General features: G+C 44.4%; 24 protein-coding genes, 3 tRNA genes, 1 rRNA gene and 1 pseudogene. 12 read left to right on the forward strand and 17 right to left on the reverse strand.

Translation table 11 applies throughout. The features are described 5' to 3' along the window. Nucleotides 1–85 precede the first annotated feature (85 nt). The 4 genes from srtB to AB5618_RS14895 all read right to left on the reverse strand — a co-directional run bounded on the left by srtB (nucleotide 86) and on the right by AB5618_RS14895 (nucleotide 4,606). Entirely contained in the window at nucleotides 86–952 is an 867-nt protein-coding gene (gene srtB, locus AB5618_RS14880) for a class B sortase (protein WP_118583676.1), read from the reverse strand. 297 nt (nucleotides 953–1,249) lie between these two features. After that, nucleotides 1,250–2,770 carry an ATP-binding protein gene (locus AB5618_RS14885; protein ID WP_294433107.1) on the reverse strand — a complete coding sequence of 507 codons (1,521 nt, stop codon included), beginning with the start codon at nucleotides 2,768–2,770 and terminating at the stop codon, nucleotides 1,250–1,252. Continuing rightward, nucleotides 2,767–4,062: a VWA-like domain-containing protein gene (locus AB5618_RS14890; protein WP_368366865.1), complete on the reverse strand. Its 1,296-nt coding sequence runs from the start codon at nucleotides 4,060–4,062 to the stop codon at nucleotides 2,767–2,769. The genes AB5618_RS14885 and AB5618_RS14890 overlap by 4 nt, the downstream gene beginning before the upstream one ends. A gap of 100 nt (nucleotides 4,063–4,162) precedes the next feature. Beyond that, nucleotides 4,163–4,606: a hypothetical protein gene (locus tag AB5618_RS14895; RefSeq protein WP_227198945.1), complete on the reverse strand. Its 444-nt coding sequence runs from the start codon at nucleotides 4,604–4,606 to the stop codon at nucleotides 4,163–4,165. Nucleotides 4,607–4,640: 34 nt separating this feature from the next. Here AB5618_RS14895 and AB5618_RS14900 point away from each other — a divergent pair, with 34 nt between their 5' ends. Further along, nucleotides 4,641–4,724 carry a DUF6783 domain-containing protein gene (locus AB5618_RS14900; protein ID WP_368366867.1) on the forward strand — a complete coding sequence of 28 codons (84 nt, stop codon included), beginning with the start codon at nucleotides 4,641–4,643 and terminating at the stop codon, nucleotides 4,722–4,724. Nucleotides 4,725–4,747: 23 nt separating this feature from the next. Continuing rightward, entirely contained in the window at nucleotides 4,748–5,977 is a 1,230-nt protein-coding gene (locus AB5618_RS14905) for a 6-phosphofructokinase (protein WP_148463150.1), read from the forward strand. 280 nt (nucleotides 5,978–6,257) lie between these two features. Here AB5618_RS14905 and AB5618_RS14910 read toward each other — a convergent pair whose 3' ends face one another. The 7 genes from AB5618_RS14910 to AB5618_RS14940 form a co-directional block, all read right to left on the reverse strand. Further along, nucleotides 6,258–7,646, reverse strand: coding sequence for a uracil-xanthine permease family protein (locus AB5618_RS14910; protein ID WP_148463149.1), 1,389 nt, complete (start codon nucleotides 7,644–7,646; stop codon nucleotides 6,258–6,260). A gap of 145 nt (nucleotides 7,647–7,791) precedes the next feature. Next, nucleotides 7,792–8,202, reverse strand: coding sequence for an ATP-binding protein (locus AB5618_RS14915; RefSeq protein WP_148463148.1), 411 nt, complete (start codon nucleotides 8,200–8,202; stop codon nucleotides 7,792–7,794). Nucleotides 8,203–8,400: 198 nt separating this feature from the next. Continuing rightward, the gene (locus AB5618_RS14920) at nucleotides 8,401–8,703 is read right to left on the reverse strand and encodes an STAS domain-containing protein (RefSeq protein ID WP_178090706.1); all 303 of its coding nucleotides are present in this window, start codon (nucleotides 8,701–8,703) and stop codon (nucleotides 8,401–8,403) included. Nucleotides 8,704–8,858: 155 nt separating this feature from the next. Beyond that, complete coding sequence (locus AB5618_RS14925; protein WP_148463147.1) at nucleotides 8,859–10,571, reverse strand: S8 family peptidase; 1,713 nt, start codon at nucleotides 10,569–10,571, stop codon at nucleotides 8,859–8,861. A gap of 49 nt (nucleotides 10,572–10,620) precedes the next feature. Continuing rightward, entirely contained in the window at nucleotides 10,621–11,379 is a 759-nt protein-coding gene (locus tag AB5618_RS14930; protein WP_148463146.1) for a prolipoprotein diacylglyceryl transferase, read from the reverse strand. Between the two features lie 16 nt (nucleotides 11,380–11,395). Then, entirely contained in the window at nucleotides 11,396–12,190 is a 795-nt protein-coding gene (locus AB5618_RS14935; RefSeq protein WP_148463145.1) for an arginase family protein, read from the reverse strand. Then, nucleotides 12,178–12,993 carry an HdeD family acid-resistance protein gene (locus AB5618_RS14940; protein ID WP_148463144.1) on the reverse strand — a complete coding sequence of 272 codons (816 nt, stop codon included), beginning with the start codon at nucleotides 12,991–12,993 and terminating at the stop codon, nucleotides 12,178–12,180. Before AB5618_RS14940 ends, AB5618_RS14935 begins: the two co-directional genes overlap by 13 nt. Nucleotides 12,994–13,224: 231 nt before the next feature. Here AB5618_RS14940 and AB5618_RS14945 point away from each other — a divergent pair, with 231 nt between their 5' ends. From AB5618_RS14945 to AB5618_RS14960, 4 genes are read left to right on the forward strand one after another with little or no spacing between them, the layout of a single operon-like run. Beyond that, nucleotides 13,225–14,007, forward strand: a complete 783-nt coding sequence (locus AB5618_RS14945) for a GDSL-type esterase/lipase family protein (RefSeq protein ID WP_118583657.1) — start codon at nucleotides 13,225–13,227, stop codon at nucleotides 14,005–14,007. Beyond that, a complete protein-coding gene (locus AB5618_RS14950; protein WP_226840943.1) occupies nucleotides 14,004–14,582 on the forward strand; it encodes a DUF4358 domain-containing protein in 579 nt (192 codons plus the stop codon). The genes AB5618_RS14945 and AB5618_RS14950 overlap by 4 nt, the downstream gene beginning before the upstream one ends. Before the next feature lie 13 nt (nucleotides 14,583–14,595). Next, nucleotides 14,596–15,984 carry an MBOAT family protein gene (locus AB5618_RS14955; protein ID WP_118583655.1) on the forward strand — a complete coding sequence of 463 codons (1,389 nt, stop codon included), beginning with the start codon at nucleotides 14,596–14,598 and terminating at the stop codon, nucleotides 15,982–15,984. Nucleotides 15,985–16,033: 49 nt separating this feature from the next. After that, a complete protein-coding gene (locus AB5618_RS14960; RefSeq protein ID WP_148463142.1) occupies nucleotides 16,034–17,290 on the forward strand; it encodes a DHHW family protein in 1,257 nt (418 codons plus the stop codon). Between the two features lie 7 nt (nucleotides 17,291–17,297). Here AB5618_RS14960 and AB5618_RS14965 read toward each other — a convergent pair. After that, nucleotides 17,298–17,345 (reverse strand): annotated as a pseudogene (locus AB5618_RS14965) (hypothetical protein); the annotation flags it as partial. A gap of 316 nt (nucleotides 17,346–17,661) precedes the next feature. Here AB5618_RS14965 and AB5618_RS14970 point away from each other — a divergent pair. The 6 genes from AB5618_RS14970 to AB5618_RS14995 all read left to right on the forward strand — a co-directional run bounded on the left by AB5618_RS14970 (nucleotide 17,662) and on the right by AB5618_RS14995 (nucleotide 23,527). Next, the gene (locus tag AB5618_RS14970; protein WP_148463141.1) at nucleotides 17,662–18,756 is read left to right on the forward strand and encodes an ABC transporter ATP-binding protein; all 1,095 of its coding nucleotides are present in this window, start codon (nucleotides 17,662–17,664) and stop codon (nucleotides 18,754–18,756) included. Nucleotides 18,757–18,768: 12 nt separating this feature from the next. Next, entirely contained in the window at nucleotides 18,769–19,662 is an 894-nt protein-coding gene (locus AB5618_RS14975; RefSeq protein WP_118583647.1) for a carbohydrate ABC transporter permease, read from the forward strand. Continuing rightward, complete coding sequence (locus tag AB5618_RS14980) at nucleotides 19,646–19,783, forward strand: DUF6783 domain-containing protein (protein ID WP_368357454.1); 138 nt, start codon at nucleotides 19,646–19,648, stop codon at nucleotides 19,781–19,783. Before AB5618_RS14975 ends, AB5618_RS14980 begins: the two co-directional genes overlap by 17 nt. A 161-nt stretch (nucleotides 19,784–19,944) precedes the next feature. Beyond that, nucleotides 19,945–20,823 carry a carbohydrate ABC transporter permease gene (locus tag AB5618_RS14985; RefSeq protein WP_148463140.1) on the forward strand — a complete coding sequence of 293 codons (879 nt, stop codon included), beginning with the start codon at nucleotides 19,945–19,947 and terminating at the stop codon, nucleotides 20,821–20,823. Further along, a complete protein-coding gene (locus AB5618_RS14990; protein ID WP_148463139.1) occupies nucleotides 20,820–22,469 on the forward strand; it encodes an ABC transporter substrate-binding protein in 1,650 nt (549 codons plus the stop codon). The genes AB5618_RS14985 and AB5618_RS14990 overlap by 4 nt, the downstream gene beginning before the upstream one ends. Before the next feature lie 257 nt (nucleotides 22,470–22,726). Continuing rightward, nucleotides 22,727–23,527, forward strand: a complete 801-nt coding sequence (locus AB5618_RS14995; RefSeq protein WP_148463138.1) for a hypothetical protein — start codon at nucleotides 22,727–22,729, stop codon at nucleotides 23,525–23,527. Nucleotides 23,528–23,597: 70 nt separating this feature from the next. Here AB5618_RS14995 and AB5618_RS15000 read toward each other — a convergent pair whose 3' ends face one another. The 5 genes from AB5618_RS15000 to AB5618_RS15020 all read right to left on the reverse strand — a co-directional run. Next, a complete protein-coding gene (locus AB5618_RS15000) occupies nucleotides 23,598–24,938 on the reverse strand; it encodes an MATE family efflux transporter (protein ID WP_148463137.1) in 1,341 nt (446 codons plus the stop codon). Between the two features lie 164 nt (nucleotides 24,939–25,102). Further along, nucleotides 25,103–25,173, reverse strand: a tRNA-Cys gene (locus tag AB5618_RS15005). A 28-nt stretch (nucleotides 25,174–25,201) separates the two neighbouring features. Next, nucleotides 25,202–25,273 (reverse strand) — tRNA-Glu (locus AB5618_RS15010). A gap of 31 nt (nucleotides 25,274–25,304) precedes the next feature. After that, nucleotides 25,305–25,377 (reverse strand) — tRNA-Asn (locus AB5618_RS15015). An 87-nt stretch (nucleotides 25,378–25,464) separates the two neighbouring features. After that, nucleotides 25,465–25,601 (reverse strand): 23S ribosomal RNA (locus AB5618_RS15020); the annotation flags it as partial.

The following is a 25,601-nucleotide window of genomic DNA, read 5'->3' on the forward strand; positions in this document are numbered from 1 at the left end:
TATCTCTCTCAAAATCCCTCTGCAGCCCTGCAGAAATTTCCCGGCCGTTTACAGGTCTGCATGCTTTTTTCAAGAAGATCCGATTCTAATTATCACCTGTCTGCTTCGTGCTGTCTGATTTCTTCACAACATCCAAAGTATCCACTCTTTTTCCCTGAACCACATAACGGGTAGACTCATTACCGGTACATGTGGAAAGGGTAACGATCTTGTCGTCTACGCCCAACTCACCTGGTGTAGTCTTAACATCAGAATAGGAGACTATTTTATTCATATAATCCACAAACTCCTGTCCAGGTCCCTTAAACAGTGTATATGTATCACTGTTTACCGCTGTGGTATACGCAGAAATAATCTCATACCGGTAAGTCTTCTCCGGGGTAAAGATCCAGAAATATTTGCTCTTATTGTAAGCAGAATCATCCTTGCTGAAATTCTTCAGCTGTCCAAACATAGTTCCATTCTTCATATTGTGACCATATACCAGCGTATTGCAGTCACTGAAATCTGCCTTATTCTCATAATCAATGAAAATAGTTCCGGCAAAATTATAATTTTTCTCATATGTCAGATGAAGATACTGGTCATTGTCAGTTCCCTTTACCACCGGATAGCTGACACCATCAAGCGCCTCCACATAGATCCAGCCGATCACATCTGTATTAATGCTTCGAAGAGAATCAAAATCAATATCCAGCGGGGCCTTCAGAGCCGGTCCGTCTGGTCCTGCTGCTTCCTCACTTTCACTGGTACTGTCCTGATCCGGATCACGCTCTGTCACCGCCATCTGGGCAATCGCATTATACTCATCTGAGCCTTTCTTATACTCTGTATAAATGTGATAAAGATTATATGCCGCATAACAGAATACACAGATTGCAGCAATCAGTACAATTGTGAGAAATACATCACCTGCTTTTTTCTTCTTTTTTGGTTTCTTATCTTCGCTCATAGCAACCTCCTTCTACCAATATTATTTACATAATCTGAAGTATCGCATATATAAAACTTTTAAAATCTCTCTATATTATATAGGCTATAAAATTTTCCTGCAACCTCTGTCTCAGGATATATTACCAGTGAACAGCAACAGTTCCTGTTCACTGGTCGCATTCCGCGAGGTGTTATTTGTGAACAAAGTCCACAGAAAACCCGAGAATTGCGGCGCGAGATCATGCAAAGCATGATTTCGTGCTCAGAGTATTATACACGTCATACCTTCAGCATCAGTAATTCCTACATTCTTCACTTATTCTTCCAGCAAATCCCTGCACTCTTTCCTCAGCTCATTTTCTTTTTTGCTGTAAAGCAAAAGTTCACAATGTTTAAAATAAGAAGGACAGCCATACTGAGAGATGAAAATACTGCATCTGTCATCTCCTGTCAGTCCGGTTTCAAACAACAGCAATTCCTGCCCTTCCCCAAAGCACTCTTCCAGAAAAGAAAAGGCTTGTTCCAGCATCTTCTTCGTTTCCTCAAGTTTCTCGTTTCGTAATCTGCAAACATTGCCAAACCTTTCGCCGATTTGTTCTATTCCTTCTGCCACGTCAGAAATATGCAGCTCTTTCAACTGGAAAAAATACTCTTCCAGAATTCTGATCTGTTCCTCTTCCCTGGCAGCTTCTTCTGCTGTCAGAAGCTCTGAACAGATTTTCGCATCTAGTGCTTTTCTTCTGGAAGCAACAAACTGTTCCATAGCTTCTACACTGTTCTTTTCCTGCAAAAAAATCTTCAGCAATTTAAGATTTTCGTATAGTTTTTCTGTCTTTTCATCTATTTTCTGAAAAACTGAAATTCTTTCTGTCACAGCTTCAAGAAGCATTTCAGTTACAGTAAAGCGTTCTTCAAAAGATGCTTTTTTTCCCATATCGCAACAAGTCTTCAATTGCCCGGAAATTACATTTCCATCAAGAATTTCCTGTATCTGATAATCAGATTTATACTTCTCATACAGTCTGTAATAACCGGCAAAATCTCTTGCAATTTCCTCTTTTTGAAGGAATTCTCCAATCAGTTCCTCTCCGATTTCCACCTGCAGTTCCTCATAACTTTTCAGGATTTCGGAAAGGTCCTCCCAACCTCTGGCAGTCACAAAAAACTTGCCATCTACTGTATTTTCTACCATATAAAAATTCTCTTTTTTAAGGGAAAGATAGGACAAAATTGCGCCATGTATGCCCTTTTCCCCCGCATATTCCAGCCATACATCTGTATCTGCCTGTATGGAAATCTTTCTTACACGATCCAGCGTAACAATGTCAAATTCCCGGACCGATTTGTTGTATGCAGGCGGATTGCCAGCAGCTACAATAATCCATCCCTGCGGTACCTTATGGGTTCCAAAGGTCTTGTTCTGCAAAAACTGCAGCATAGCCGGGGCCAACGTCTCTGACACGCAATTGATCTCATCTATAAAAAGGATTCCCTCCTTTTTTCCCGTTTGTTCCATGTACTCATACACAGAAGCAATAATTTCACTCATGGTGTATTCTGTTATATCAATTTCCGTACCACCGTAATTCCTGGTGACAATTTTGGGAAGTCCCACTGCACTCTGACGAGTATGATGCGTGATGGTGTAAGCCACCAAGCCCACCTTACATTCGGCTGCAACCTGCTCCATAACAGCAGTTTTTCCGATTCCCGGCGGACCGATCAGAAGGATTGGGCGCTGCCGTACCAAAGGATAGGTATAAACTCCATTCCCGTCCTTTTTCAGATAAGCAGCAAGGGTATGGATAATCTCATTTTTTGCGTCTTTGATATTCATATTTTTGTCCTTTCGCCGATAACCAGTTTATAAGCCCAGTCCGGCACAAGTCTCATATTTTCCGTCTTTTTCACAAATACAAAGGCCGTTTCATAATCCGGTTTCTGTCTCGGATAAATCCCATCTCCGTCAGTAAAGTAGATCAAAGCCTTCAGATTCTGCAATTCCCGCTTCTCCTGTTCCTTTCTGATCAGTTCAAAAACAGGTCTGAAATCGGTTCCGCCCCGTCCCTGTATGGTTATCTTCTGCATATATTCTTTCCATTCTTCCTCTGAATGGATCACCTGGTACCACTGAATACAACAGTCACATTGGACAATATATACTTTCATTTTCTTAAAAAAATTCTCCCGGGTGCTGAGGATCTGGTAGGTCTCTCCAAGGAATCTCCGGACCATCTCTCTGGAACAGGAACCAGAGGTATCAATGGCGATCACCAATTCCTCCAGACGATTCACTTCTTTGTATTCTAACGGCTCAATCAGCGGCAGATTTCCATACTGCTCCATTCCAAAATTATAAAAAATATAATCAAAACTATCCTCATCCAATTGGATTTCTTCCCTGGGAAAAGCAAATTTTCGGAGAAATTTCCGATAATCATATCGGCTTTTGTACAGTTCCTCCAGTTCCTCTTCTTTATTTCCAGAACTTGCTCCGATCCGATGCTTCTGCCGCTCCCTTCCGATGGTGGTATATGTAAGAATCTTTTCCCACCTGCTCCGTTTTTGTTCCCTTTTCCATGGATTTACACTCCACAGGGAATGGTCATCAAAGGAAAAAAGAGACTCCAGCTCTTCAATATTAAAAGGGAGTTTTTCCTGTTTCAGAAGCTGATAAAGTACCTGGGCAGAGCAATTTCTGCCCTCAATAAATTCAAAAATCTGTCTTCTTTTTTGCAGTTCTTCTGACGGATACTGCCATAAATTTTCCGGAATATTCTGCCAGATCAGAAGCTCCACAGCCAGATCACAAGCCACATTCCACAATCTTTCTTCCATCTTTTTGTCAGAAAAAGGATGCTGGTAAAGGCAGTGAAACAACATGTGCAGGCAGCCTCTTTTCAGCCTTTCTGGCTTCTCTGCCCACGTATAGATCAGGAATACAGGGTCTGCTATTATCCTCTCGCCATCAGTTCCAATTCCATGGATCCAGGACTGCGAAGAGTTCTCATTTTCCATGCTGTTCGGAAACATTTTTGTCTCCACGACCGCCGAAAGGGCTGCTGATGCATAAGAAAAAAATGGAAATCTTGCACAGATTTCACTCCTGCAGGTATGCAGGATTTTCATTCCCATTTCCTGGTATTGCCTTTTTTTCTTTATGAAACTGCCTGTATTTTCAGACATTTTTCTTTCTTTATTATCCTGCATAGTTTCGCTTTCTTTCCTGCTAAAGGTCAAATTTTTTCTCTTTATATCCGTATTTCTGATCCTTTAACCTCATCAGCCACACCAGGCTCTCCAGCTTTCGCTCTCTTCTGGCAGTACAGATAAAATTCTCCAGTTCTTCTGCTCCAAACCAGCCAAAACTCTCCAAGAGCTCCATTTTCCCCACGTTCTCTTCCCAGATCAAAGCTTCCATAGCAGGACGGATTCTTCGCTTCAGATACTGGCCATAGGCAGTTTTTTTCTCTTCTTCGCACTCATTTGTTAAAAAAAATCCTTCCAATGCGCAGGCAAGCCGAATCCGCTCCTGTCCTGTTGTCTGGAATTTTTCATACCGCATATCACGCTCTTTTTCCATATATAATCCCAGCTTTCTTGCAGTTTCCCTGCTTCTTATTATAATCCATCCTACCTTTTCCCACAATCGTATTTTTCGCATTTGCCACATACGCTCTCTCCTGTTATAATAAAAATACCAAAGCGTGTTTTTGAAAAATCATTCCAGCAAGATGTGCGTCACAATTTGTGGTATATTTTGCAACAAACCTTTTTCAAACAGGCGCTAAGAACAACAGGAGGTTTCATTAAAATGGAAAAAAAGAATTTGATTGTCGGACAATCCGGCGGACCTACTGCAGTTATCAACAGCAGCCTTTATGGTGTAGTTTCTGAGGGCATAAAACAGGAAGAAATCGAACATGTTTATGGCATGATAAACGGTATTGAAGGATTTCTGAAGGGCACCATCCTTGACTTTGAAGAAGCACTTCCCGGGGAAAAGCTGAAATATCTTACCTACACCCCAGGCGCTTACCTGGGCTCCTGCCGCTATAAGCTTCCGGAATCTCTGGAAGATCCGGTATACCCAGAGCTTTTCCGCAAATTTGAGGAGATGAATATCGGCTGGTTTTTCTACATCGGAGGCAACGATTCCATGGATACTGTGAGCAAGCTTTCCCGCTACGCAGCCATGATTGGCAGTGACATCCGCATTATCGGAGAGCCGAAGACCATTGACAATGATCTTGTGCATACTGACCACACTCCTGGCTTCGGCAGTGCTGCCAGATATGTGGCTTCCACAGTTCGTGAAATCACCCTGGATGCCAATGTTTATGAGAAAAAATCCGTGACCATCGTAGAGATCATGGGACGTCATGCCGGATGGCTTACAGCAGCCAGCGCCCTCGCCCGCAAATATACCGGCGATAACCCGCTTCTTATTTATCTTCCGGAAACAGCCTTCGATACAGAAGAATTTTTGAAAAAAACTGAAACCTGCTTCGAAAAAAACTGCAATGTTGTTGTATGCGTTTCCGAAGGCATTCATGATAATAAGGGAACTTTTATCTGCGAATATGACAATTCCGTAGGCACTGATACTTTTGGTCATAAAATGCTGGCAGGCTGCGGCAAATATCTGGAAAACCTGGTACGAAGCCGACTCGGCGTGAAAGCCCGCTCCATTGAACTGAATGTAAGCCAGCGCTGCAGTGCCTCCATGCTCTCTGACACGGACCGCCAGGAGGCCATTACAGCCGGTATTTTCGGCGTTCAGGCTGCGCTGAAAGGCGAAACTGGAAAAATGGTATCTTTCATCCGTCAGGAGACCTCTGAGGGCGTTTATCAGATGAGATGTGGACTTGAGGATGTCAATGAAATCTGTAATGAGGAGAAAACCGTTCCCCTTTCCTGGATCAGCCAGGACGGTTCTGACGTGACAGAGGATTTCATCCATTATGCACGTCCACTGATTCAGGGAAATGTAGAACTGCCTATGGGCGAAGACGGACTTCCTGTCTGCGTATACAGAAAATAACGTTATTGTTCACTCCGTCCACAGTAACAAAATACCCCCGCCGTTCTGAGTTCAGATCCTGCTGAGAATCTCCCTATACGGTATCATGATTTAAACAGGGCGAAACATATTCTACATGTTTTTCTTGTGGCTCACGAAAAAGAGAAGAACTCCTTTCTCTATAAGATCAGTTAGAGCGTGTTTGAAAAAGGCTCTAGAGCCTGATCTTACAGAACAAAGGAGTTCTTACTTTTTTCTTTATTTTTCACACAATCAGCAAAAATCCATGATTCCTTCTGCCTTATTTCTGATCATTTTCAAACATCTTATGATCTTCTTCCAGTTTCTCCTGAACCTGGCTGTCATAAATTTTCTCTTCTTTCTCCTCATCCCTTGACTTAGGCAGGATCAGGTTCAGACAGACTGCTATGATCGTTGCCAGCACAACCGGAGATTTTCCGAAAATGGTAGTCACCCATGCAGGAAGTGTGGCAAGTGCTGCATTGGCCTGGGAAACACCCACACCAAGCGCTGCAGCCAGACCTACGATGGAGGAATTACGGTAATCCATCTCTGCAGAAGCTACCAGTTTCATACCGGTCATAGCAATAGATGCAAATACGGAAACTGTGGCACCACCCAATACGCACTGGGGAATCGTGGTCAGAAGTGCTGAAAATTTCGGCACAAATCCGGCAATTCCAAGGAAAGCAGCTGCCAGTCCCAGAACCCAGCGGTTGATAACCTTGGTCGTGGTAACAATACCAACGTTCTGGCTGTATGTTGCAGTTGGAAGTCCTCCAAACAGGGCTCCAAGAATATTGGTAATACCATAAGCTACAATACCACCCTGAAGCTCTGAATCCTTTGGCGTCCGGTTCATAGCACCGATAGTAGTTGCAGAGTAGTCACCAATTGCCTGAATTGAGTTAATTGCAAAAAGCAGTCCGATGGCTACACATGCAGAAATCTCAAAATGCACTCCGAAGTGCAACGGCTGTGGTACCTGGAACACACTTGCCTTACCCACGCTTGAAAGATCCACCATTCCGAATGGAATGGATACCACATATCCGGCCAGCATACCAATCAGAATAGAAGAAAGCTTCCAGATTCCTTTTCCAAAGTGGTTCAGGACTGTTACCACTGCAAGGGTAAAGAAAGCCACCAGCCAGTTCTGCCAGGAGCCATAATCCGGATTAGAGGTTCCACCAGCCATGTAGTTAATTGCAGTGGGATACAGGGAAAGTCCGATGGTAAATACCACTGTTCCTGTGATCAGAGGCGGAAAAAATACCCTGATCTTTTTTACCATAATTCCCATGATAACGGCAACAACACCGCCTACAATCTGGGCTCCCAAAATGGTGTCGATTCCGTACCCGTCCGCAATGGCCTGCATACTTGGTACATATGCGAAGCTGACACCCATAATGATGGGAAGTCCTGAACCAATCCTGTACTTCTTCCCAATGGGAAAAAGCTGGAGTAAAGTAGACAGCGCAGCAACTACCAGAGCTGCCTGAATAAGAATGACCTGATCCTTATTCTCAAGCCCTGCTGCGCCTGCCACAATAATGGCAGGGGTGACACATCCCACAATCATTGCAACAACATGCTGCAACGCAAGAGGAAGGGCTTCCTGTATCCGCGGGATACCATCCGTTTCAAAAATACTGCCTCTCTTCATAATATTTTCCTGCTTTCTTTTGTTTTATACAGTATACCAAATAAGGCGTGCAAAAACAATTAGGTTAGCTCAAAATATTTGGATATAATATTCACAAAAAAGCCAGCCTTTTTTTGTAAACATTTATCTGTTTCGTTTTTTAATCTTATGCCAGTTCTTTTTTCATGGTTAAAATATTCTGTCCGTCAACGTATTCATAAGAAAGCTCATCCATGGTTTTCTTCACCAGGAAAATTCCAAGTCCGCCAATCTCTCTGTCTTCAATGTCCAGTGTAATGTCCGGATCTTTGCTTTCCAGTGGATTATAAGGGATTCCCTGGTCTATGAAGGTCAATGTGATTTTCGGCGGATTATCTTCCATTTCAATTTGTATCGTGGCATTTCCGCTGCCCTTCCCATAAGCATAATAAGCAATATTTCCAAATATCTCATCTATGGCAACATCCAGCTGCATCTGAACCTTCAACGGACATTCCTTTTCTTCCAGCACTTCATTTACAAATTCCGTAACTTTATCCACATTCTCTATCTTTGCTTCCACTGTAATACTTTTCAAATTTCACAGCTCCTTTCCCATACGCTACCAAGGCTTCTGTTTCCATCCCGCCTGGTAACCATACCTTTTTTCCTGCACTATGTAAAAAAAGAATCCTGCACAAAATACAGAATTCCTTTATTAAATGCGCGCTGAACCGGTTCCTCACATGGTAAGTTCTCTGACCACGCCTAAAACCTGCCAGACCTGCTGCGCGTGTTACTCTATTGTTAAAATATCCGTAAACCCTGTAATCTCAAAGACTTCCTTTACAATATCTCCCACATGGATCAGTTTCATACTTCCTTTTTTATTCATAACCTTCTGCAATTTCAAAAGCACACGCAGACCAGCAGATGAAATGTACTCAAGATCTGCAAAGTCAAGCACCAGTTCCTGTGTATCTGCCAGTTCCTTCTCTGCAAAAACATCCAATTCAGGAGCTGTGGTTGTGTCCAGTCTTCCTGACAGCATTACAGTATCTTTTGTTCCTTCATTTTTCTTTTCAATCTTCAGGCTCATATTCTTCTCCTTTTAAATCAGATTATTTTCGCGACTTTTCTCTTATGTCTATCAATTACTCTGATAAAACATTCTTCGTAAGGCTTTCTCCATATTTTATGGGTTTATTATACAAAGAATCAATATTTTGTGTCAAGTTTTATCAAGGCTTTTTATCACGCCAATAACTCAAATGTATGATAAAGATCCATTCTCCCAAATCCCCAGTCCCGATTGGGATACTGCATCCGTTCTTCACGCTCCGCCCCTCGTGTAATATAATTTTTCACGCTCGAGCCGGTAAAATAGGGTTGATTCCCACGTATCACCGCCCATTCGAACAAAAGTGCAGCCGCACCGGCAGTCTGAGCGGCAGAAAGGCTGGTGCCGGAGGCATTTCCGTAAAGACCGTTTAACTGGGGTACCCGGATCTGGACACCTGGGGCTGCTACCTGTGGAACTACATTTCCATCTGGCATAAAGCCTCTGCTTGCCTGGACATACAGGCTGTTGTCACGATACTGGTAAGCAGTCACGGTAATACTCTCCAGCGAATCTCCAGGTGCCGTCACTGTATTATAAGGCGATGGTTCCAGAAAATAGGTTTCCTCCGAAATCAGCCCCTGAACCGGCAGCCACATATGAAATCCTACATTCTGCCCATCTCTTCCTCTAACAAAAATACGCCAGATTCCAGGTACCGGCTGGATAAATTGAAAATATACCAGCGTGTATCCGGTCTGCCTCTCAATAGAAACATAATTTACCTTCACCCTTGTTTCCACAAAGACAAAAGATAATTCCTGCGTCACCGCCCCCAGTGAAGCGCTGATATCCAGAGTTTCCCCTGTAGGAGACTGCAAAGAAAGATTATAAATTTCTGGCGGCTCGCCCCAGAATTCCATGGTAAATCCTGGCTCCTTGTTTCCAACGCGAAGCTCCGCCAATGCCTGGTTTTCTCTCTCTGTAAGGCGGCCTGCGTAATGATGTCTTGCCGCTCCCTCATTTCCAGCTGCAACAGAAACTGAGATCAGCGAATACTGGGAAATATAATCCACATAAAGACTCAGTGGATTTTTCCCGATATGTGCTCCCTGGCTGCTGCCAATTCCAAGGCACAGAGAAAGAGGCATTCTTCTGTCATTCGCAATTCGCACTGCAAAATCCATTCCCATCATAATGTCATTTTCCTGGAAAAGCTCCGCTTCTGCAGGGAAAAGATAGAACTCCCGGAGATATTTTTTCGCAGGCTTCACTTTCACAATGATCAGTATGGCTTCTGGTGCGGCTCCAGAAAAATTCTCCTCAGGAAAATAATTTCCAGCCGCAATAGCAGCCATTCTGGTTCCATGGCCATCCGTATCCACAGAGGGCACAATTTCCAGAGGATTTCCGGAAGCCAGTGCCTGATCAATATCCTTTTTCCAGAAGACACGACCATAAGGCACTTCTTTCCCATCTCCCTCTAAGGTCTGGTCCCAGATGCAAAGGATTCTGCTGCCCATTTCGTTCTGAAAAACCGGATTCCGATAGTCAATTCCGGAATCCACAACCGCAACAGCTGTTCCGCTTCCTTTCAGCTGAAGGTAGGGCTGTTCCTGAAGCCGGGTAATTCCGGAAGCACTAAGGCCTCCAAGATCCATATGCGTATAACATTTTGGAATAGAACTGTAGGAATACGTATTGATATTCCACCTTCCAATTTCTGTCAAGGGTGCATAAACTACCCCGTAAATTCCGTTTATTTTCTGAAAACTAAAACCTGGGACATCGCCCAGGTCTTCCTGAAAATCGTCCATATATTTTACAATAAAATCCGCATACATCTCGTTCTGTGCCGGTGAAACTGACTCCTGCATACTCAAATTGCCCGCGTCTTTATTTCCCATAACTGCCCCTTAAAGCTTTTTCATTTAAGAGTATGCTTTATTTTTCATTTCAATGACTTGAAGCGTGTTTTCTCTGTACCAACATCACAATTCCTGCCAAAAATGTAAAGACTGAAATAAACTGCGACGTAGAAAGCACTCCCACACTTCCTCTTGCCAGATCTCCGCGAAAAAACTCTAGCACAAATCTTCCTGCACTATAAAAAATCAGATATGCCGCCGCTGTCTCTCCATCTTTTTTCTGGCTTCTCAAAATCAAGAGCAGCAAACCATAATGAAGAAAGTCAAGAATACTGGAATAAATCTGCGTAGGAACCAGCGCCACCCCATTTGGTGCAAAAGCAGACGTATGAAACGTAATGGAAAAAGCACCGGACGTTTCTTTTCCGTAACAGCATCCTGCCAGCAGACACCCAATTCTTCCAAATCCTTGTGCAAGTGCTACAGAAGGCATTAACGTATCAAAAAGCTTCAGAAAATTCAGTTTTTTTACCCTGCAATATACATACGCCGTGAAAATTCCACCAACAATTCCACCAAATACCACAAAGCCATCGGTCAGAGTAGCACTCAGAAACCCAGGATTTTCCAGGATACTTTTCCATTCTGTAATCCAATACAGGATCTTGGCGCCCAGGAATCCTCCCACTACGCACCATACCACCAGATAAAAAACGTGTTCATAGGGCAGTTTCCGCTTTTTTGCCCTGTATTCTCCGGTAAAATAAGCTGCCAGAATTCCAATGGCGATCATCAGTCCGTACCCATAGACCGTAAATGGACCAATCCGCAGAAGTTCATTTTTCATAAATTATTCTCTCCACTCAAAACCATTTTTTCCAGAACCTTAAAAGTTCCTTGTTTGCATGATCATTTTTAGGACTTTCCATACTCTTATCCGGATCACATTCCCCGCAGATATCCACCTGCAGGATTTTTCCATTCTCTTTTTCAAAATGAGAGCACAATGCCAGAAGTACTTTCAACATCTCTTCTAAAGTCATATCTCCTTGGCTCCAGGTAGTGGCTGCCTCCTCCGGACAGAGCACATCCTTATCAATGGAAATATACAGCGGTATATTGGCAGGAATTTCCAAGCTTCTGATCAATTCTTCCTCAGAACCTTTTTTCTCAGCCATATACGGCCTTGCCTCAGCCAGCCTCTCTCTGGACAAAAAATGCACTCTGTCCTTAAAGGGTTCTTCCACCTGCCCGTACGCTTCCTCATCCGGCCCGATCAGCCAGACCTCATGAAGCTTTTCTACCTCTTCCAGTGCACTTGCAATCCACCCCCCGCAGGACAAAAGCCCTCCGAAAGCAGGAAGCTGCATGTCTGTATGATTGTCAAATACCAGCAGGTTGAAGGGCTCTTTCACCCGCCCGATCCCGATTCTGCTCATATAATGATAATTTCCGGAATCAATAAAATAAATTCCGGAAACCGGATATTTTTCCATTCGTTCCAGAATCTGCGCCTGGGCATCTCCATCGCAATAGCAGTTGGTTCCTGAAATATCACTCAGGTCTATCCAGGAAATCTGCTCTCCCTCATAGAACTGCTCTTCCTGGTAAATTCCAGAAAAATCCATGATCACAATGTTCCGCTTCAATCCTTCCATTCCTCCAGAATTTCCTCTTCTTCCGGCTTCTGACTTGCCTGTTCTTCCTGATCCGCCTGCTCTTCCTGATCTGTCTGCTCTTCCTGATCTGTCTGTTCTTCCAGAGCACCTGTATTTTCAGCACCAGATTCGACTGTCTCAGTGTCAACCTTCTTCGCAGGTTCAAAACCTGAGTCCGGTGTTTCAGCATCTTTCACAGCCACATCAGCATCTGTCACTTTATCCTCTTTCTTTCCATCACCAGCTGATCCATCCTGAATCTCTTTTTTCAGCCCATGTTTCAGAATCAGATAAAAAATAATATCCAGCACTCCGTTCGCCACAAAAATACATCCTGAAATCTGCACGGTCATCCTGATTTCAGAAAATGGATTTACAAGGATCAGCACTCCAAGTCCTATAAAAATCAGACTTTCAACCAGAAATGCCTTCCAAACGCCCTGCCCGCGCTTCTTTAGTTTCATACTGCCGCGCATCATCCAGATGCTGTCCACCAGAATAAAAGCTCCTAGCATAAGAGTCAGCAGTTTCACAACCACAGTTGGATTCATAAACAAAAAGATACCGATCACCAACACGATCACACCGGAAAAAAGATCCAGTATGGTAGAATTATCCTTTTCCAGAACAAAGATCAGAATGTGATAAACACCGGCCCCGATCAGAACCAGCCCAAATACCACCTTGCACAGAACATTCACCGTTTCTACAGGCATCAATGCCAGACACAGTCCAAAAAGAATATAAAATACAGATGTTGGAATCTGTCCTCTTAAAATTTTGCTTTTCTTCTCTTCCATCATTTAACCTCCTGTTATCCTCCGGTTCTTTTTGGACAGTATAAACCTTTTCGTGAAATTCGTCCACAAAAAGCCGGAAAAAGAGTATAATTTCCTATATAAAAAATCCATTTTTATACTTGAAGTTTTTCCCTGTGGTATTATAATGAATGTCGAAGGAAAATGAATTATGTCGTAACTGTTCATACAGGGAACAGTTCCATTATATCTAATTTTTTATCGGAGAATTAAATTTTGAAAAATATAAAAAACAACAAAACCATTCTTGCCGTTATCCCAGCTGTCGTAGTGCTGGCTGCAGGGGTAGCTTTTTTTTGCTCTCGTTCAGGCAATACTGACAAACAATGTCAGGAAACAGTTGAACGTCTTCAGAAGCTTGAAACAGCCGATATCTCCAGTATAGAGGATGCGATCCGTGCACTTTCCGAGAAAGAAAAGCCCACCGGATCGGACTCAGAGGAGGGTGTTCTTGGCGATATTCTCACAGATGTACAAATTAAACAGGCATTTCAGGGAACTGTTATTGTAGGAGACTCTATTACAGAATCAATTGCAGAATATGGTTTTCTTGACACCAGTATTGTAGTTGCCAAGCTGGGACTTCGTATTGACGATGCAGATGACCAGATCAATACCGCCATCAGTCTGAATCCAAGCGTATTTTTCCTGTCCTTTGGAGCAAATGACCTGGAAATTTACAATGGTGATTCCTCTGCTTTTATTGACGCCTACCGTGTGAAAGTGAAACAGATCCAGAACGCACTTCCTGATACTGCCATTTACATCAACAGCATTCTTCCCATCCAGCAAAGCGCCATTGACCAAAATCCTGCTCTTGCTTATTATGACAGCTTTAATCAGGCACTCAGGGACTTTTGTGACGAAATGGGATGCACTTTTATAGACGATACATTCCTTGTAGACGAAAGCATGTATGAGCCGGATGGTGAGCATATGGTTTACAATTACTACCCCAAATGGCTTACTTATATGGCAGAAAGGGCAGGTCTCGTATGAAGCTGAATACCAAACGAAATATCCTCTCAGATTTTTCTGGCAAACTGAGCGGCAATCTGAAGAAAAATAAACATCAGGGAACCAGCATCCTTTCTGATTTCAAGCTTACCGGTTCCCTTATCTTAAAATCCGTCATGGTAATTTTCCTGGTTGTCTATCTGGGACGCCTCTATGTATCCGACTACGCAGCAGACGTATCCATGGACAAAATATCTGCTGCCCTTGAACAGGTTTCCGGTGTAACGGACCTTAGTGAGCCAGGGGTTTCCGGTCTTCGCCGTTTTTATCAGATAGATGAGAATGACATAGACAGCTACTTTTTCCGTAAAGCAGCCTCCCCGATGTCTGTAGACGAAGTTCTGGTAGTTAAGGCTAATTCTTCTTCTGAGGCAAGCGCCTATTTAGAAGCAGCTCAGGCTCATCTTGAAAGTCAGAAGAACATTTTCGAAGGCTATGGAACTGATCAGATGGCACTTCTCGGAGAAGCTTCTGTAGAAAAGCGCGGTGCCTATGTCTGGTATTTCTGCGGTGAAAACGCCCAGGAACTTCGCCAGGCTTTATTATCCATGATATAGGAGAATTGACGTTATGGTATTTAACAGTGTAATTTTTATATTTTGTTTTCTTCCCATATTTCTGCTGATCTACTATTTCGTGCCGGCCAGGGCCCGTAATCCGGTACTTTTCGCAGGGAGCCTTTTCTTTTATGCATGGGGAGATCCTACTTATCTGGTTCTTATGCTGTTTTCCAGCTTTTTCAATTATTACATGGGCAAAGAGCTTGGGAAAATTACCGATGAAGATCCATCCCGCAAGCGAAACCTTATTTTCGCAGTAGTGATCAACCTTCTGATCCTGGGATTTTTCAAATACTGGGGATTTTTTCTTGATACCATCAGCGGTATCACAGGACTGAAGCTTACTTATCCGCAGCTTGCATTGCCCATCGGACTTTCTTTCTATACCTTTAAGAACCTGTCCTACATCCTGGACATCTATATGGGAAAAACAGAACCCTGTAAAGGATTTTTTCCATATGCCGTATACAGCACCATGTTTCCGCACATGACTGCCGGACCCATTGTCCGGTATACTGACATTTCGGAATCCATCAGCCGCCGCAGTATAAACACAACGCGCCTCGGTGCAGGTGCAGAGCTATTTATCAAGGGTCTTTCCAAGAAGGTTCTCCTTGCAGACAATCTTTCTGCTCTGTACACCACCCTTCAGGCTTCCGGTACTACCTCCTTTGTGGGAACCTGGCTTGCCATTGGCGCATATACACTGGAGCTGTATTTCGATTTCAGCGGATATTCCGATATGGCCATCGGTCTTGGACAAATGCTGGGGTTCAATTTCAACAAGAACTTTGATTATCCTTACATCTCCACCAGCGTCTCTGAATTCTGGCGCCGCTGGCATATTTCTCTCGGAAGCTGGTTCCGTGATTACATCTACATCCCACTGGGAGGCAACCGTGTTTCCACAGGCCGACACATCCGCAACATCCTTGTGGTATGGGCACTCACCGGTCTCTGGCATGGCGCCAGCTGGAACTTTGTGTTCTGGGGTGTTTACTACGGTCTCCTTCTTCTGGCAGAGAAATTCCTTCTTGGACGTTTTCTTGAGAAAGCACCCGTCTGGCTTCGCAATTTATATACCATGTTTGCCGTGATCATCGGCTGGGTATTTTTCAGCCAGACCACACCTGCAGCCATAGGAAAAATGCTGGGAGCCATGTTTGGATTGGGAGCTTCCTGCTTCGCAGACCGCGCCTCCCTGTATGCACTGAAATCCGGACTGATCCTGATGATCATTTCCGTGATCAGCTGCCGTCCGGGGCTTTACCAGTATTTCAAGCGCCTTGCAAGACGCAATACTTACCTTGCCGCAGTGATAAACGCAATCCTGTTTTTCCTCTGTATTGCGTATATGATCTACAGTTCCTACACACCATTTATGTATCAGCAGTTCTAGAGTAAATTTGAAAAAGCCCTGAACTGGTACCATATTAATTGGAGGACCCATGAAAAAGAAACCAAACGGATACCGCTATTTTTGTCACCTGACCGGATGCCTTTTCGGAATCTTCATCCTGGCAGTACTGATAATCAATTTTTTAGTTCCGGACCGGGGCTTTTCCCAGAAGGAAAACCGTGTGCTGGCCTCCCGTCCGGCCATCAGCGTTTCACAGCTCACATCCGGCAAATTTGCGGATGGTTATGAAACCTATGTAAATGACCAGTTTTTCCTTCGTGACTGGTGGATCACACTGCGCGCCACAGCCCAGCGTATCCTTGGAAATACGGAAGAAAACGGTGTTTTTCTTGGCAAAAACGGTTACCTGATGGAGGATTTTACAGCGCCCTCCCAGGAGCGTCTGAACCGTACTGTAAACGCTATGACAGATTTTGCAGCAAGGCATTCTGATCTTCCCCAGTATGCGCTGATCGCGCCAAATGCCGTGAATATCCTTTCAGATAAGCTCCCTGCCCTGGCTGCTGCCACTGACCAGAATCCTTATCTGGACGCAACTGCCGCTGCTCTTGAAAAGGCAGGTGTCACTTTCGTGGATGTGCGTGACACCCTTTCCCAGCACAAGGATGACGGAATTTATTACCACACAGACCATCACTGGACTACTCAGGGAGCTTACTTTGCTTATATGCAGCTTGCAAAGGTACTTGGAATCGATTCTTCTTCCATCTCCTACGACAAGCTCCCGGTTTCCATGAGCTTCCAGGGAACCCTTTCTGCCAAAAGCGGTTTCCGTGCTTCTGAGAAAGAAGAAATGGATGTCTTTCTTCCAAGAGATGACTCGGTTCCTTCCTCTGTTGTAAATTATGTAGACGAACAGAAAAAAACAGCCAGCTTTTACGATACCAGCAAGCTGGAAACCAGAGACAAATACGCCATGTTCTTTAACGGAAACCATGGCAAGGTTGTGATCACCACTCCTACAGAGGAAAACCGTACCTTACTTGTGATCAAAGACTCCTACGCAAACAGCCTGATCCCTTTCCTGGCGCCTTACTACCGCAAGATTGTTATGGTAGACCCTCGTTATTTCTATGACGATCTGGAAGAACTGATGCAGGTAGAGGAAATTCAGGAAGTACTTTATCTGTATAATGCAAATACATTCTATTCAGATACTTCCCTGGAGCTTGCACTTATGCCTCAGAGCAGTACAGATTCCACACCTGACAGCATTGAAACGGATAACACAGATACTGCTTCTGCTTCTTCTGACAACGCTTCTGCTGACAATCCAGAAGCTTAAAGCGTATCTGAAAAAGGCTTTCTGCAAGATATGCGTCACAATTTGTGGGAATGATTTTTCAGACATACTTTAGTCTTATTTCCTTCTGCCAGACAGGCAGGAGGATTTTTTTTCCAAATTTCATTGTACAACTCATGCAAATTCGCTATAATTACTTTATTAAGCAGCTATTTTCTGCAAAGTGTTTTTTGGAACGCAGTTCGCAGAAATCCCAATAAAACAGAATCCTGCAAGCAGGATTCTCCGCCTGCGGCTGGTCGCCTCCAGCGACATCCAGCGCATGTTTGAAAAAGGCTTTCCGCTGCAGTGCGAAGCGGGTAACTGTGAAGGTACTGGACAGTTACCTTTATTAAACATTTAGGAGCGAAATTATGAAAATAGTATTAGAGCATCTCACAAAGCAGTTTCCGCCCCGTGGAAGAAAGGCTCAGGAGCCGGTCACAGCTGTAAGCGATTTCAATTTCGAAGTTCCTGACGGTCAGCTGATCGGACTTCTCGGCCCCTCCGGCTGCGGGAAAAGTACTACCCTGAATATGATCTGCGGCCTGGAGAAACCAACCAGCGGCAGAATTCTTTTCGGCGATGATGATGTGACTTCATTTCCCCCAGAGCGGCGCGGCGTTGGTATGGTATTTCAGAATTATGCACTTTACCCCCACCTCACAGTGAAGCAGAACATCCTCTTTCCTCTTCAGAATCTGAAAGGAAAGGACAAGCTTTCCAGATCCCAGATGGATGAGCGGGCTCAGAATGCAGCCCGTCTGGTGCAGATTACAGAGCTTATGGACCGACGTCCTTCCGAGCTCTCCGGCGGTCAGCAGCAGCGCGTAGCCATTGCCCGTGCACTTGTAAAAATGCCACGCGTACTGCTTCTCGACGAACCGCTCTCCAACCTGGATGCCAGACTCCGCCTCCAGACCCGGGAAGAGATCCGCAAGATCCAGCGGGCTACAAAGATCACAACTGTCTTTGTCACCCATGACCAGGAGGAGGCCATGAGCATTTCCGACATGATCGTAGTCATGAAGGATGGTGTGGTACAACAGATCGGGAAGCCCCAGAACGTTTACGACAGCCCTGTAAATCTGTTTGTTGCCAAATTCCTTGGTACCCCTCCCATCAATGTATTTGAGGGGCAGATCCGTGGCGGAAGCCTTTACATCGGTGAAAATGCGGTTCTTCTCACACCTGGGATCTCCGACCAGCCGGTTTCTGTGGGAATCCGTCCGGAGGGATTTATCCCCGATGAGAAGGGAGCGCTCTGCTGCCAGCTTGGAGGCATGGAAGTAATGGGACGTGACATCTCTGTTGTCTCCACCCATGCATCCTCCGTAAATCCTGTGATCCGCTCCATCATCAGCTCTGACACCCAGATCCGGCTTGATGCAAAAACCGTCCGTTTTTCTATCAAGCCAAACAAGATCTTCCTGTTCCGGCATGATACTGGTGAACGGATCAACCTTTAAAGGGAGGCTCCTATGAACAAACGAAACTTCAAAGGCTGGCTGTACCTTCTGCCGGCTATGCTTTTTCTGGGTATTTTCATGGTCTACCCTCTTATCGATGTTTTTATCTATTCCTTTGAAGAGGGCTATAATTCCGCTTCCCAGACTTACTATGGGACAGGTATGTACAACTATTCCTACGTCCTTCATGACCCATATTTTCTCCAGGCGATCCGGAATACCTTTATCCTGGTTGTGATCACAGTGCCCCTTTCCACTTTGCTGGCACTTCTGATTTCCGTTGCCTTAAGTTCTGTGAAGGCTCTGAAAAAACTTTTCCAGACCATTTACTTTCTGCCATATGTAACCAACACACTGGCCGTTGGACTGGTATTCATGATTCTTTTCAAAAAAACCGCTTATTCCGACGGACTGATAAACCTGGTGCTGAAGCTGTTTGGACAGGGACCTGTAGATTTTATTGACGGACCATACTGGGCGAAGATGCTGGTATTATGTATTTATACCATCTGGATCGTTATGCCTTTTAAGGTACTGATCCTTACCAGTGCCCTGGCTTCTGTAAACCAGAATTATTACAATGCAGCCCGGGTAGACGGTACCTCCAGATTCCGTATTTTTATCCGGATCACCCTACCGATGATCTCTCCCACTGTTTTCTATCTGATCATCACTGGTTTTATCGGTGCATTCAAGGCTTACAGCGATGCAGTTGCCCTTTTTGGCACAGACTTAAACGCAGCTGGCATGAACACCATCGTAGGCTATGTTTACGACATGCTTTACGGAAATGGCGGCGGCTACCCGTCCTATGCCTCAGCAGCAGCGATCCTGCTGTTTGTTATTGTTTTGACAATCACCTGCATAAACCTGCTTGTAAGCAAAAAACATGTATACTACTCGTAACGGTGAAGGTTCACCCTCTTTATCTGAAAGGTATTTTCGGGCAAAATCTCTCACAAATTGTGACGTACATTTTACAGAAAGCCTTTTTCAAACACGCTCTAGTACATCGTTTCGTAAATAACTACACCAATCGCGTAGGATGTGGATTCGAGTGTGCAGGCATAAAAACGCAGGCGTAGCGGGCTACGCCGAGGCTTTTATGCCTGTGCAATCGGATTCACAGACAAGTGAGTGGTATAGTTATTTCGAAAACGATGTACTAGTCTTCATAAAGGAGAAAACATGGAAAAAGATACCACTCAGTTTACAAAATCGGAGCATACTGCCGCCAGACGGCATTCCCTGGGAAACATCCTTGTCTACCTGCTGCTTACCATCTGGGCTCTGGTTGTACTGTTTCCTTTTTACTGGATGCTTCTTACCTCTGTAAAAAGCTACAGTTCCTACAACGCAGAGCACATTCCCACCTTCTTTACACTGACGCCCACCCTGCAGAATTATGCAGATGCCTTTACAGCAGTGCCCCTGGGAAAATATCTGCTGAACACACTGATTTTCACAGTTGCCACCACTGCTATTATGATGGTTGTGATCACACTGTCCGCCTTTGCTTTCGCAAGGCTTGAATTCAGAGGGAAAAATCTGGCTTTCACTTTATTCCTTTCCCTGATGATGATTCCAAACGAACTTGTGATCATTACCAATTTTGTGACCATCACCAACCTGGATATGCGGAACACCTTCCTTGGGCTGATCCTGCCATCTGTCACCTCTGTATTTTATATTTATCTTCTGAAAGAGAATTTCGAACAGATACCGGATGAGCTTTACCGTGCAGCCAAAGTGGACGGAACCTCAGATCTGAAATACCTTTGCAAGGTGATGATTCCCATCTGTAAGCCTACCATGGTCACCATTGCTATCCTGAAGGTGATCGAATGCTGGAATTCCTACATTTGGCCAAGACTGATCACCGATGACCAGAACTACTATCTGGTTTCCAACGGAATCCAGGAGATTCGCGAAAACGGTTTCGGTCGTGAAAATGTCCCTGCTATGATGGCGGCGGTAGTTGTGATTTCCCTGCCCCTGATCATTTTGTTCCTGCTTTTCAGAAACAAGATTATGTCAGGAGTTTCAAGAGGAGGTACAAAAGGATGAGACTATTCAGACAAAAACATCCTGGAGCGTTCCACAAAAAGCCCTTCCTGCTTTTTTCCCTGGCTGCCCTTTCTTCTGTGACTCTGCTTACAGGCTGTCATGGCGCGAAGGACCAAAGTGCCTTTACCATTCCCGGGGAATTTGACACCTCCAGAGATTACGAGATCACTTTCTGGGCCAAAAACGACACAAACAAAACCCAGACCGAAATCTATAAAAAGGCAATATCCGATTTTGAAGCCCTGTACCCCAATATCACCGTAGATCTTCGGCTTTACACGGACTACGGCAAAATCTACAACGATGTAATCACCAACATCGCCACAGGCACCACTCCGAACGTATGTATCACCTACCCGGACCATATTGCCACCTACCTTACGGGAAACGATACCGTTGTCCCTCTGGACGATCTGATGGCAGATTCCAGCTACGGACTTGGCGGTGATAAGCTTGAATTCGCCTCAGTGAAAAAAGATGAGATCATTCCCCGTTTTTTACAGGAGTGTTCTTTTTCCGGTCACTATTATGCACTGCCTTTCATGCGCTCCACAGAAGCCTGCTATGTAAATAAAACCTATGTGGAAAAGCTTGGATACACCCTTCCGGAAACCCTCACATGGGATTTTGTGTGGGAAGTAAGTGAAGCCGCCATGGCGCAAAATGCAGATGGAACCTACAAGGTCAACGATCAGAATGTGCTGATTCCATTTATAGACAAATCCACAGACAATATGATGATTGAAATGCTAAAGCAGAAAAATGCAGGATATTCCACTGACAGCGGAGAAATCCAGCTTTTTAACGACACCACGGCAAGTCTGCTGGATACCATCGCGGAGCATGTAAAAACCGGTGCTTTTTCCACTTTTAAAATTTCCAGTTATCCGGCTAACTTCCTGAATGCAGGGCAGTGTATCTTTGCCATAGATTCCACAGCAGGCTCCACCTGGATGGGTACAAACGCCCCTCTTGTGGACATCAGTTCTGATGCTCTGGTGGATTTTGAAACAGAGGTTATGACCATTCCACAGTTTGATCCGGATAATCCGCAGATGATTTCACAGGGACCTTCTGTATGTATCTTCAATAAGAAAGACCCTCAGGAAGTGCTGGCCTCCTGGCTCTTTACACAGTATCTGCTCACAAATGACGTACAGACCGCTTATTCTGAAACGGAAGGTTATGTGCCGGTTACCAGCAAAGCCCAGGAATCCGACCAGTATCAGGATTATCTTTCCAGGGAAGGGGAAGACAATTCCACTTACTACGATGTAAAAATAAAAGCTTCCAGGCTGCTCCTTGACAATGTAGAGCACACTTTTGTTACCCCTGTATTTAACGGCTCCGCTTCTTTACGTGATGCTGCAGGACAGCTGATTGAAAGCGTGACCAAATCTGTCCGAAGAAAACAGGAGATTGATGATGCCTATATTGATAAACTTTACAGCGATGTTACCTCCCTGTATCACCTGGATCAGATTTCTTCTGAGCAGTCCTCCGGGAAAAAAGAGCTTGGACCTCTTCCCGCAGAATCCAGAATTCTTCTTGGAAGTCTGGCAGTAGTCTGGGGTCTGATTCTTCTTTATCTTTTACTTGAACGATTAAAGAAGAAAAAAGGTTACTGTTCACTTCGTTCACAGTAACGCGCTTCGCGATGCACAGAAATCATGCATTCGCATGATTTCGCGCCGCAATTCTCGGGTTTTCTGTGAACTTTGTTCACAAAAAACGCCTCGCGGAACGTTACCAGTGAACAGTAACGAAAAAAGCGTAATATTTAAGCTTGATTTCCCCATAATTTTGTTTATAATAAAAGTGATTGTGTACAATCGTTTTTGACAGATGACTTTACACTCACCTTGTCAGACATCTGAATTTACGTACCCAGAAAGGAGATACTATGAAAAAAAGACTTGTATTACTGATGGCGCTCTCTCTTACATTTGCATTCCCGGCAGCTGTTATGGCTGAGGATACCACTGCTGCAGAGGAAACTGCTGATGACACAGAAGCAGCTGACAGCACTGCAGAAGATGCAGATGTGAAATCCGAAGGTGTTATGACCCATGACGAATACCTTGCAGCAGCTGTTGATGACGAAGTTACCATCGAGACCTATGTACAGGCAAAGCAGTCCTGGTGGGAAGATAAAGCTACCTTCTATACCCAGGACAAAGATGGTGCATACTTCATTTATAATATGCCATGCTCCGAAGAAGACTATGAGAAGCTGGTTCCGGGAACCAAGATCAAAGTAACCGGATATAAGGCAGAATGGTCTGGCGAGATTGAGGTTGCAGATATTTCCTCTTTCGAGATTGAGGATGGCGAATACATCGCAGAGCCGCTTGATGTAACAGATCTTCTTGGTAAGGACGAGCTGATCGATCATCAGAACGAGCTGGTATCTTTCAAGGGAATGACCGTAGAAGCTGCCGGACAGGATGCTGACGGAAACGATGTAGCTTACCTTTACAATTACGATGGATCCGGTTCTGAGGGAGATGACCTTTACTTCAACGTTTCCCTTAACGGCGAAACCTATACTTTCACAGTAGAGTCTTATCTCTGTGACAAAGACAGCGATGTTTACAAAGCCGTAGAAGCTTTGAACATTGGCGATAAGATCGATATGGAAGGCTTTCTGTACTGGTATGAGGGCGTAAACCCGCACATTACATCTGTTACAGCAGCTGAATAATTTCACATAATTCCAGACAAAAAACACCCGGGCACAGCTTCCTTTATGAAGCACATATGCCCGGGATTTTTTATCCGATTTTTGTATTCCTGTATACATGTACCCAATATATAATTTCCACCACTGCCGTAATTCCCCATGAGAAAATATACAGCAGATATAAAGACGGAATCGTCTTAAAGTAGGCAAACACCGTATTTACCCATACCATTCGGAAAATACAGGATCCTATAATTACAATAACCGTAGGAATAACACTCTTTCCAAGAGCACGGGAAGCTGCAATGGCACTGTCCATAAATGCAGAAAATCCATAACTGAAACCCATAATCGTAAGTCGTTTCATTCCGGCATCCACAACCGCAGGATCATTGGTAAAAAGTCCCAGGAACTGTCTGCCGAATATAACCAGTGCAATACCACCTATAGTTCCAATTCCAAAGGAATAAGCCAGGCTGACCAGATAACTGTTTCGCACTCTTTTTCTTTTCCCTGCACCGTAATTCTGCCCCATAAAGCTTCCGCAGGCTGTATAAAAAGCAGCCATGGAGTCATACAAAAGAGCATCCGCATTTGCCGCAGCGGAATTACCTGCCACCATCGTAGCATCAAAGGTATTGACGCCTGCCTGGATAAACAGATTTGCCACCTGAAAAATACCGTTTTGCAATCCTGCCGGAAGACCGATCTGGATGAGGTATCCTGCCATTCTCTTGTCAAACCTCAGTTTGGAAAGACGAAGTGCATAATCCCCGCCCACTTTTACCAGAGCCCGGAGGATTAGAAACGCAGATAAATACTGGGAAATAATACTTGCAGCTGCAACACCTGCCACATCCATTTTACAGACAATTACAAAAAACAGATTCAATACTATATTTACAATACCAGCTGCACCCAGATAATACAAAGGCTTCTTCGTATCTCCAAAAGCACTGCACACCGCATTACCAAAATTATAAAGAGCCATTGCCGGCATTCCCAGAAAATAGATCCTTATATACAGTACTGCACCATCCAGAAGTTCTTCCTTGGTATTCAACAGCTCCAGAATTCCCTTTGAAAAGAGCAGTCCAAAGATCAGTACGATCATCCCCGCAGCCATACTTACCAAAAGAGCCGTATGTATCGTCTTGATCGTACTTTCTTTATCCTTCGCTCCGAAAAATCTTGCCACCAGAACATTGGTACCGCCGCCCATACCGATCAGAAAGCCCGTAAAAAGAGTTACAAGCGTAGTAGTGGATCCCACTGCCCCCAATGATAAAGAGCCCGCAAACTGACCAATAACCGCGATATCAGCCATATTAAACAATACCTGCAAAAAGTTGGTCAGCACCAGAGGGATACTAAAAAGCAGCATTTTCCCCCAGATAGAGCCTGTGGTCAGGTCCTGTCTGTCCTCTTTCATTTCAATTCTTCTCCTTCGTCAAATCCAAAATTTCTTCCGGCACTGCACCTCGAAACTGTTCAGAACTTTCAATGCAGCTCGCACCCCTTCAGATCAAGCCAAACCTATTTTGCACCGGAATTTTGTGCGCAAATAAAGCTCTTGAATAAATCAAGAGCTTTAAGAGGTGCCACCCAGATTTGAACTGGGGATAGAGGTGTTGCAGACCTTTGCCTTACCACTTGGCTATGGCACCATATTATTTAGTTCTTCGCAGAAGCGAATGACTCCAAGGGGATTTGAACCCCTGTTACCGCCGTGAAAGGGCGGTGTCTTAACCGCTTGACCATGGAGCCTTATCAAATCGGGCTTCATGCTCCGATTAAACTCCCCCTGTTGGACTCGAACCAACGACACTTCGGTTAACAGCCGAATGCTCTACCGACTGAGCTAAGGAGGAATATAAAGGTTTGCACCTTCAAAACTACATACATGTTACATCCTTGTGGAATATTTGTCAAGAATCTTTTTCAAAACCTTGCGATTGTTGGTCAAGCCCTCACCCTATTAGTAACAGTCAGCTCCATGCATTACTGCACTTCCACCTCTGCCCTATCTACCTCGTCGTCTTCAAGGGGGTTTACTTCTTTCGAATGGGACATCTCATCTTGAGGGGGGCTTCAC

This window comes from Ruminococcus sp. J1101004sp1_RTP21198st1_B9_RTP21198_201120, assembly GCF_040924245.1.
In the GTDB taxonomy this organism is placed as follows: domain Bacteria; phylum Bacillota; class Clostridia; order Lachnospirales; family Lachnospiraceae; genus Blautia_A; species Blautia_A faecis.

What these genes read in the sequence shown, in the direction of transcription:
- srtB (WP_118583676.1), bottom strand. Translation starts at nt 952, where the DNA reads ATGAGCGAAGATAAGAAACCAAAAAAGAAGAAAAAAGCAGGTGATGTA.
- AB5618_RS14885 (WP_294433107.1), bottom strand. Translation starts at nt 2,770, where the DNA reads ATGAATATCAAAGACGCAAAAAATGAGATTATCCATACCCTTGCTGCT.
- AB5618_RS14890 (WP_368366865.1), bottom strand. Translation starts at nt 4,062, where the DNA reads ATGAAAATCCTGCATACCTGCAGGAGTGAAATCTGTGCAAGATTTCCA.
- AB5618_RS14895 (WP_227198945.1), bottom strand. Translation starts at nt 4,606, where the DNA reads ATGTGGCAAATGCGAAAAATACGATTGTGGGAAAAGGTAGGATGGATT.
- AB5618_RS14905 (WP_148463150.1), top strand. Translation starts at nt 4,748, where the DNA reads ATGGAAAAAAAGAATTTGATTGTCGGACAATCCGGCGGACCTACTGCA.
- AB5618_RS14910 (WP_148463149.1), bottom strand. Translation starts at nt 7,646, where the DNA reads ATGAAGAGAGGCAGTATTTTTGAAACGGATGGTATCCCGCGGATACAG.
- AB5618_RS14920 (WP_178090706.1), bottom strand. Translation starts at nt 8,703, where the DNA reads ATGAGCCTGAAGATTGAAAAGAAAAATGAAGGAACAAAAGATACTGTA.
- AB5618_RS14925 (WP_148463147.1), bottom strand. Translation starts at nt 10,571, where the DNA reads ATGGGAAATAAAGACGCGGGCAATTTGAGTATGCAGGAGTCAGTTTCA.
- AB5618_RS14930 (WP_148463146.1), bottom strand. Translation starts at nt 11,379, where the DNA reads ATGAAAAATGAACTTCTGCGGATTGGTCCATTTACGGTCTATGGGTAC.
- AB5618_RS14935 (WP_148463145.1), bottom strand. Translation starts at nt 12,190, where the DNA reads ATGGAAGGATTGAAGCGGAACATTGTGATCATGGATTTTTCTGGAATT.
- AB5618_RS14940 (WP_148463144.1), bottom strand. Translation starts at nt 12,993, where the DNA reads ATGATGGAAGAGAAGAAAAGCAAAATTTTAAGAGGACAGATTCCAACA.
- AB5618_RS14950 (WP_226840943.1), top strand. Translation starts at nt 14,004, where the DNA reads ATGAAGCTGAATACCAAACGAAATATCCTCTCAGATTTTTCTGGCAAA.
- AB5618_RS14955 (WP_118583655.1), top strand. Translation starts at nt 14,596, where the DNA reads ATGGTATTTAACAGTGTAATTTTTATATTTTGTTTTCTTCCCATATTT.
- AB5618_RS14960 (WP_148463142.1), top strand. Translation starts at nt 16,034, where the DNA reads ATGAAAAAGAAACCAAACGGATACCGCTATTTTTGTCACCTGACCGGA.
- AB5618_RS14970 (WP_148463141.1), top strand. Translation starts at nt 17,662, where the DNA reads ATGAAAATAGTATTAGAGCATCTCACAAAGCAGTTTCCGCCCCGTGGA.
- AB5618_RS14975 (WP_118583647.1), top strand. Translation starts at nt 18,769, where the DNA reads ATGAACAAACGAAACTTCAAAGGCTGGCTGTACCTTCTGCCGGCTATG.
- AB5618_RS14980 (WP_368357454.1), top strand. Translation starts at nt 19,646, where the DNA reads ATGTATACTACTCGTAACGGTGAAGGTTCACCCTCTTTATCTGAAAGG.
- AB5618_RS14985 (WP_148463140.1), top strand. Translation starts at nt 19,945, where the DNA reads ATGGAAAAAGATACCACTCAGTTTACAAAATCGGAGCATACTGCCGCC.
- AB5618_RS14990 (WP_148463139.1), top strand. Translation starts at nt 20,820, where the DNA reads ATGAGACTATTCAGACAAAAACATCCTGGAGCGTTCCACAAAAAGCCC.
- AB5618_RS14995 (WP_148463138.1), top strand. Translation starts at nt 22,727, where the DNA reads ATGAAAAAAAGACTTGTATTACTGATGGCGCTCTCTCTTACATTTGCA.
- AB5618_RS15000 (WP_148463137.1), bottom strand. Translation starts at nt 24,938, where the DNA reads ATGAAAGAGGACAGACAGGACCTGACCACAGGCTCTATCTGGGGGAAA.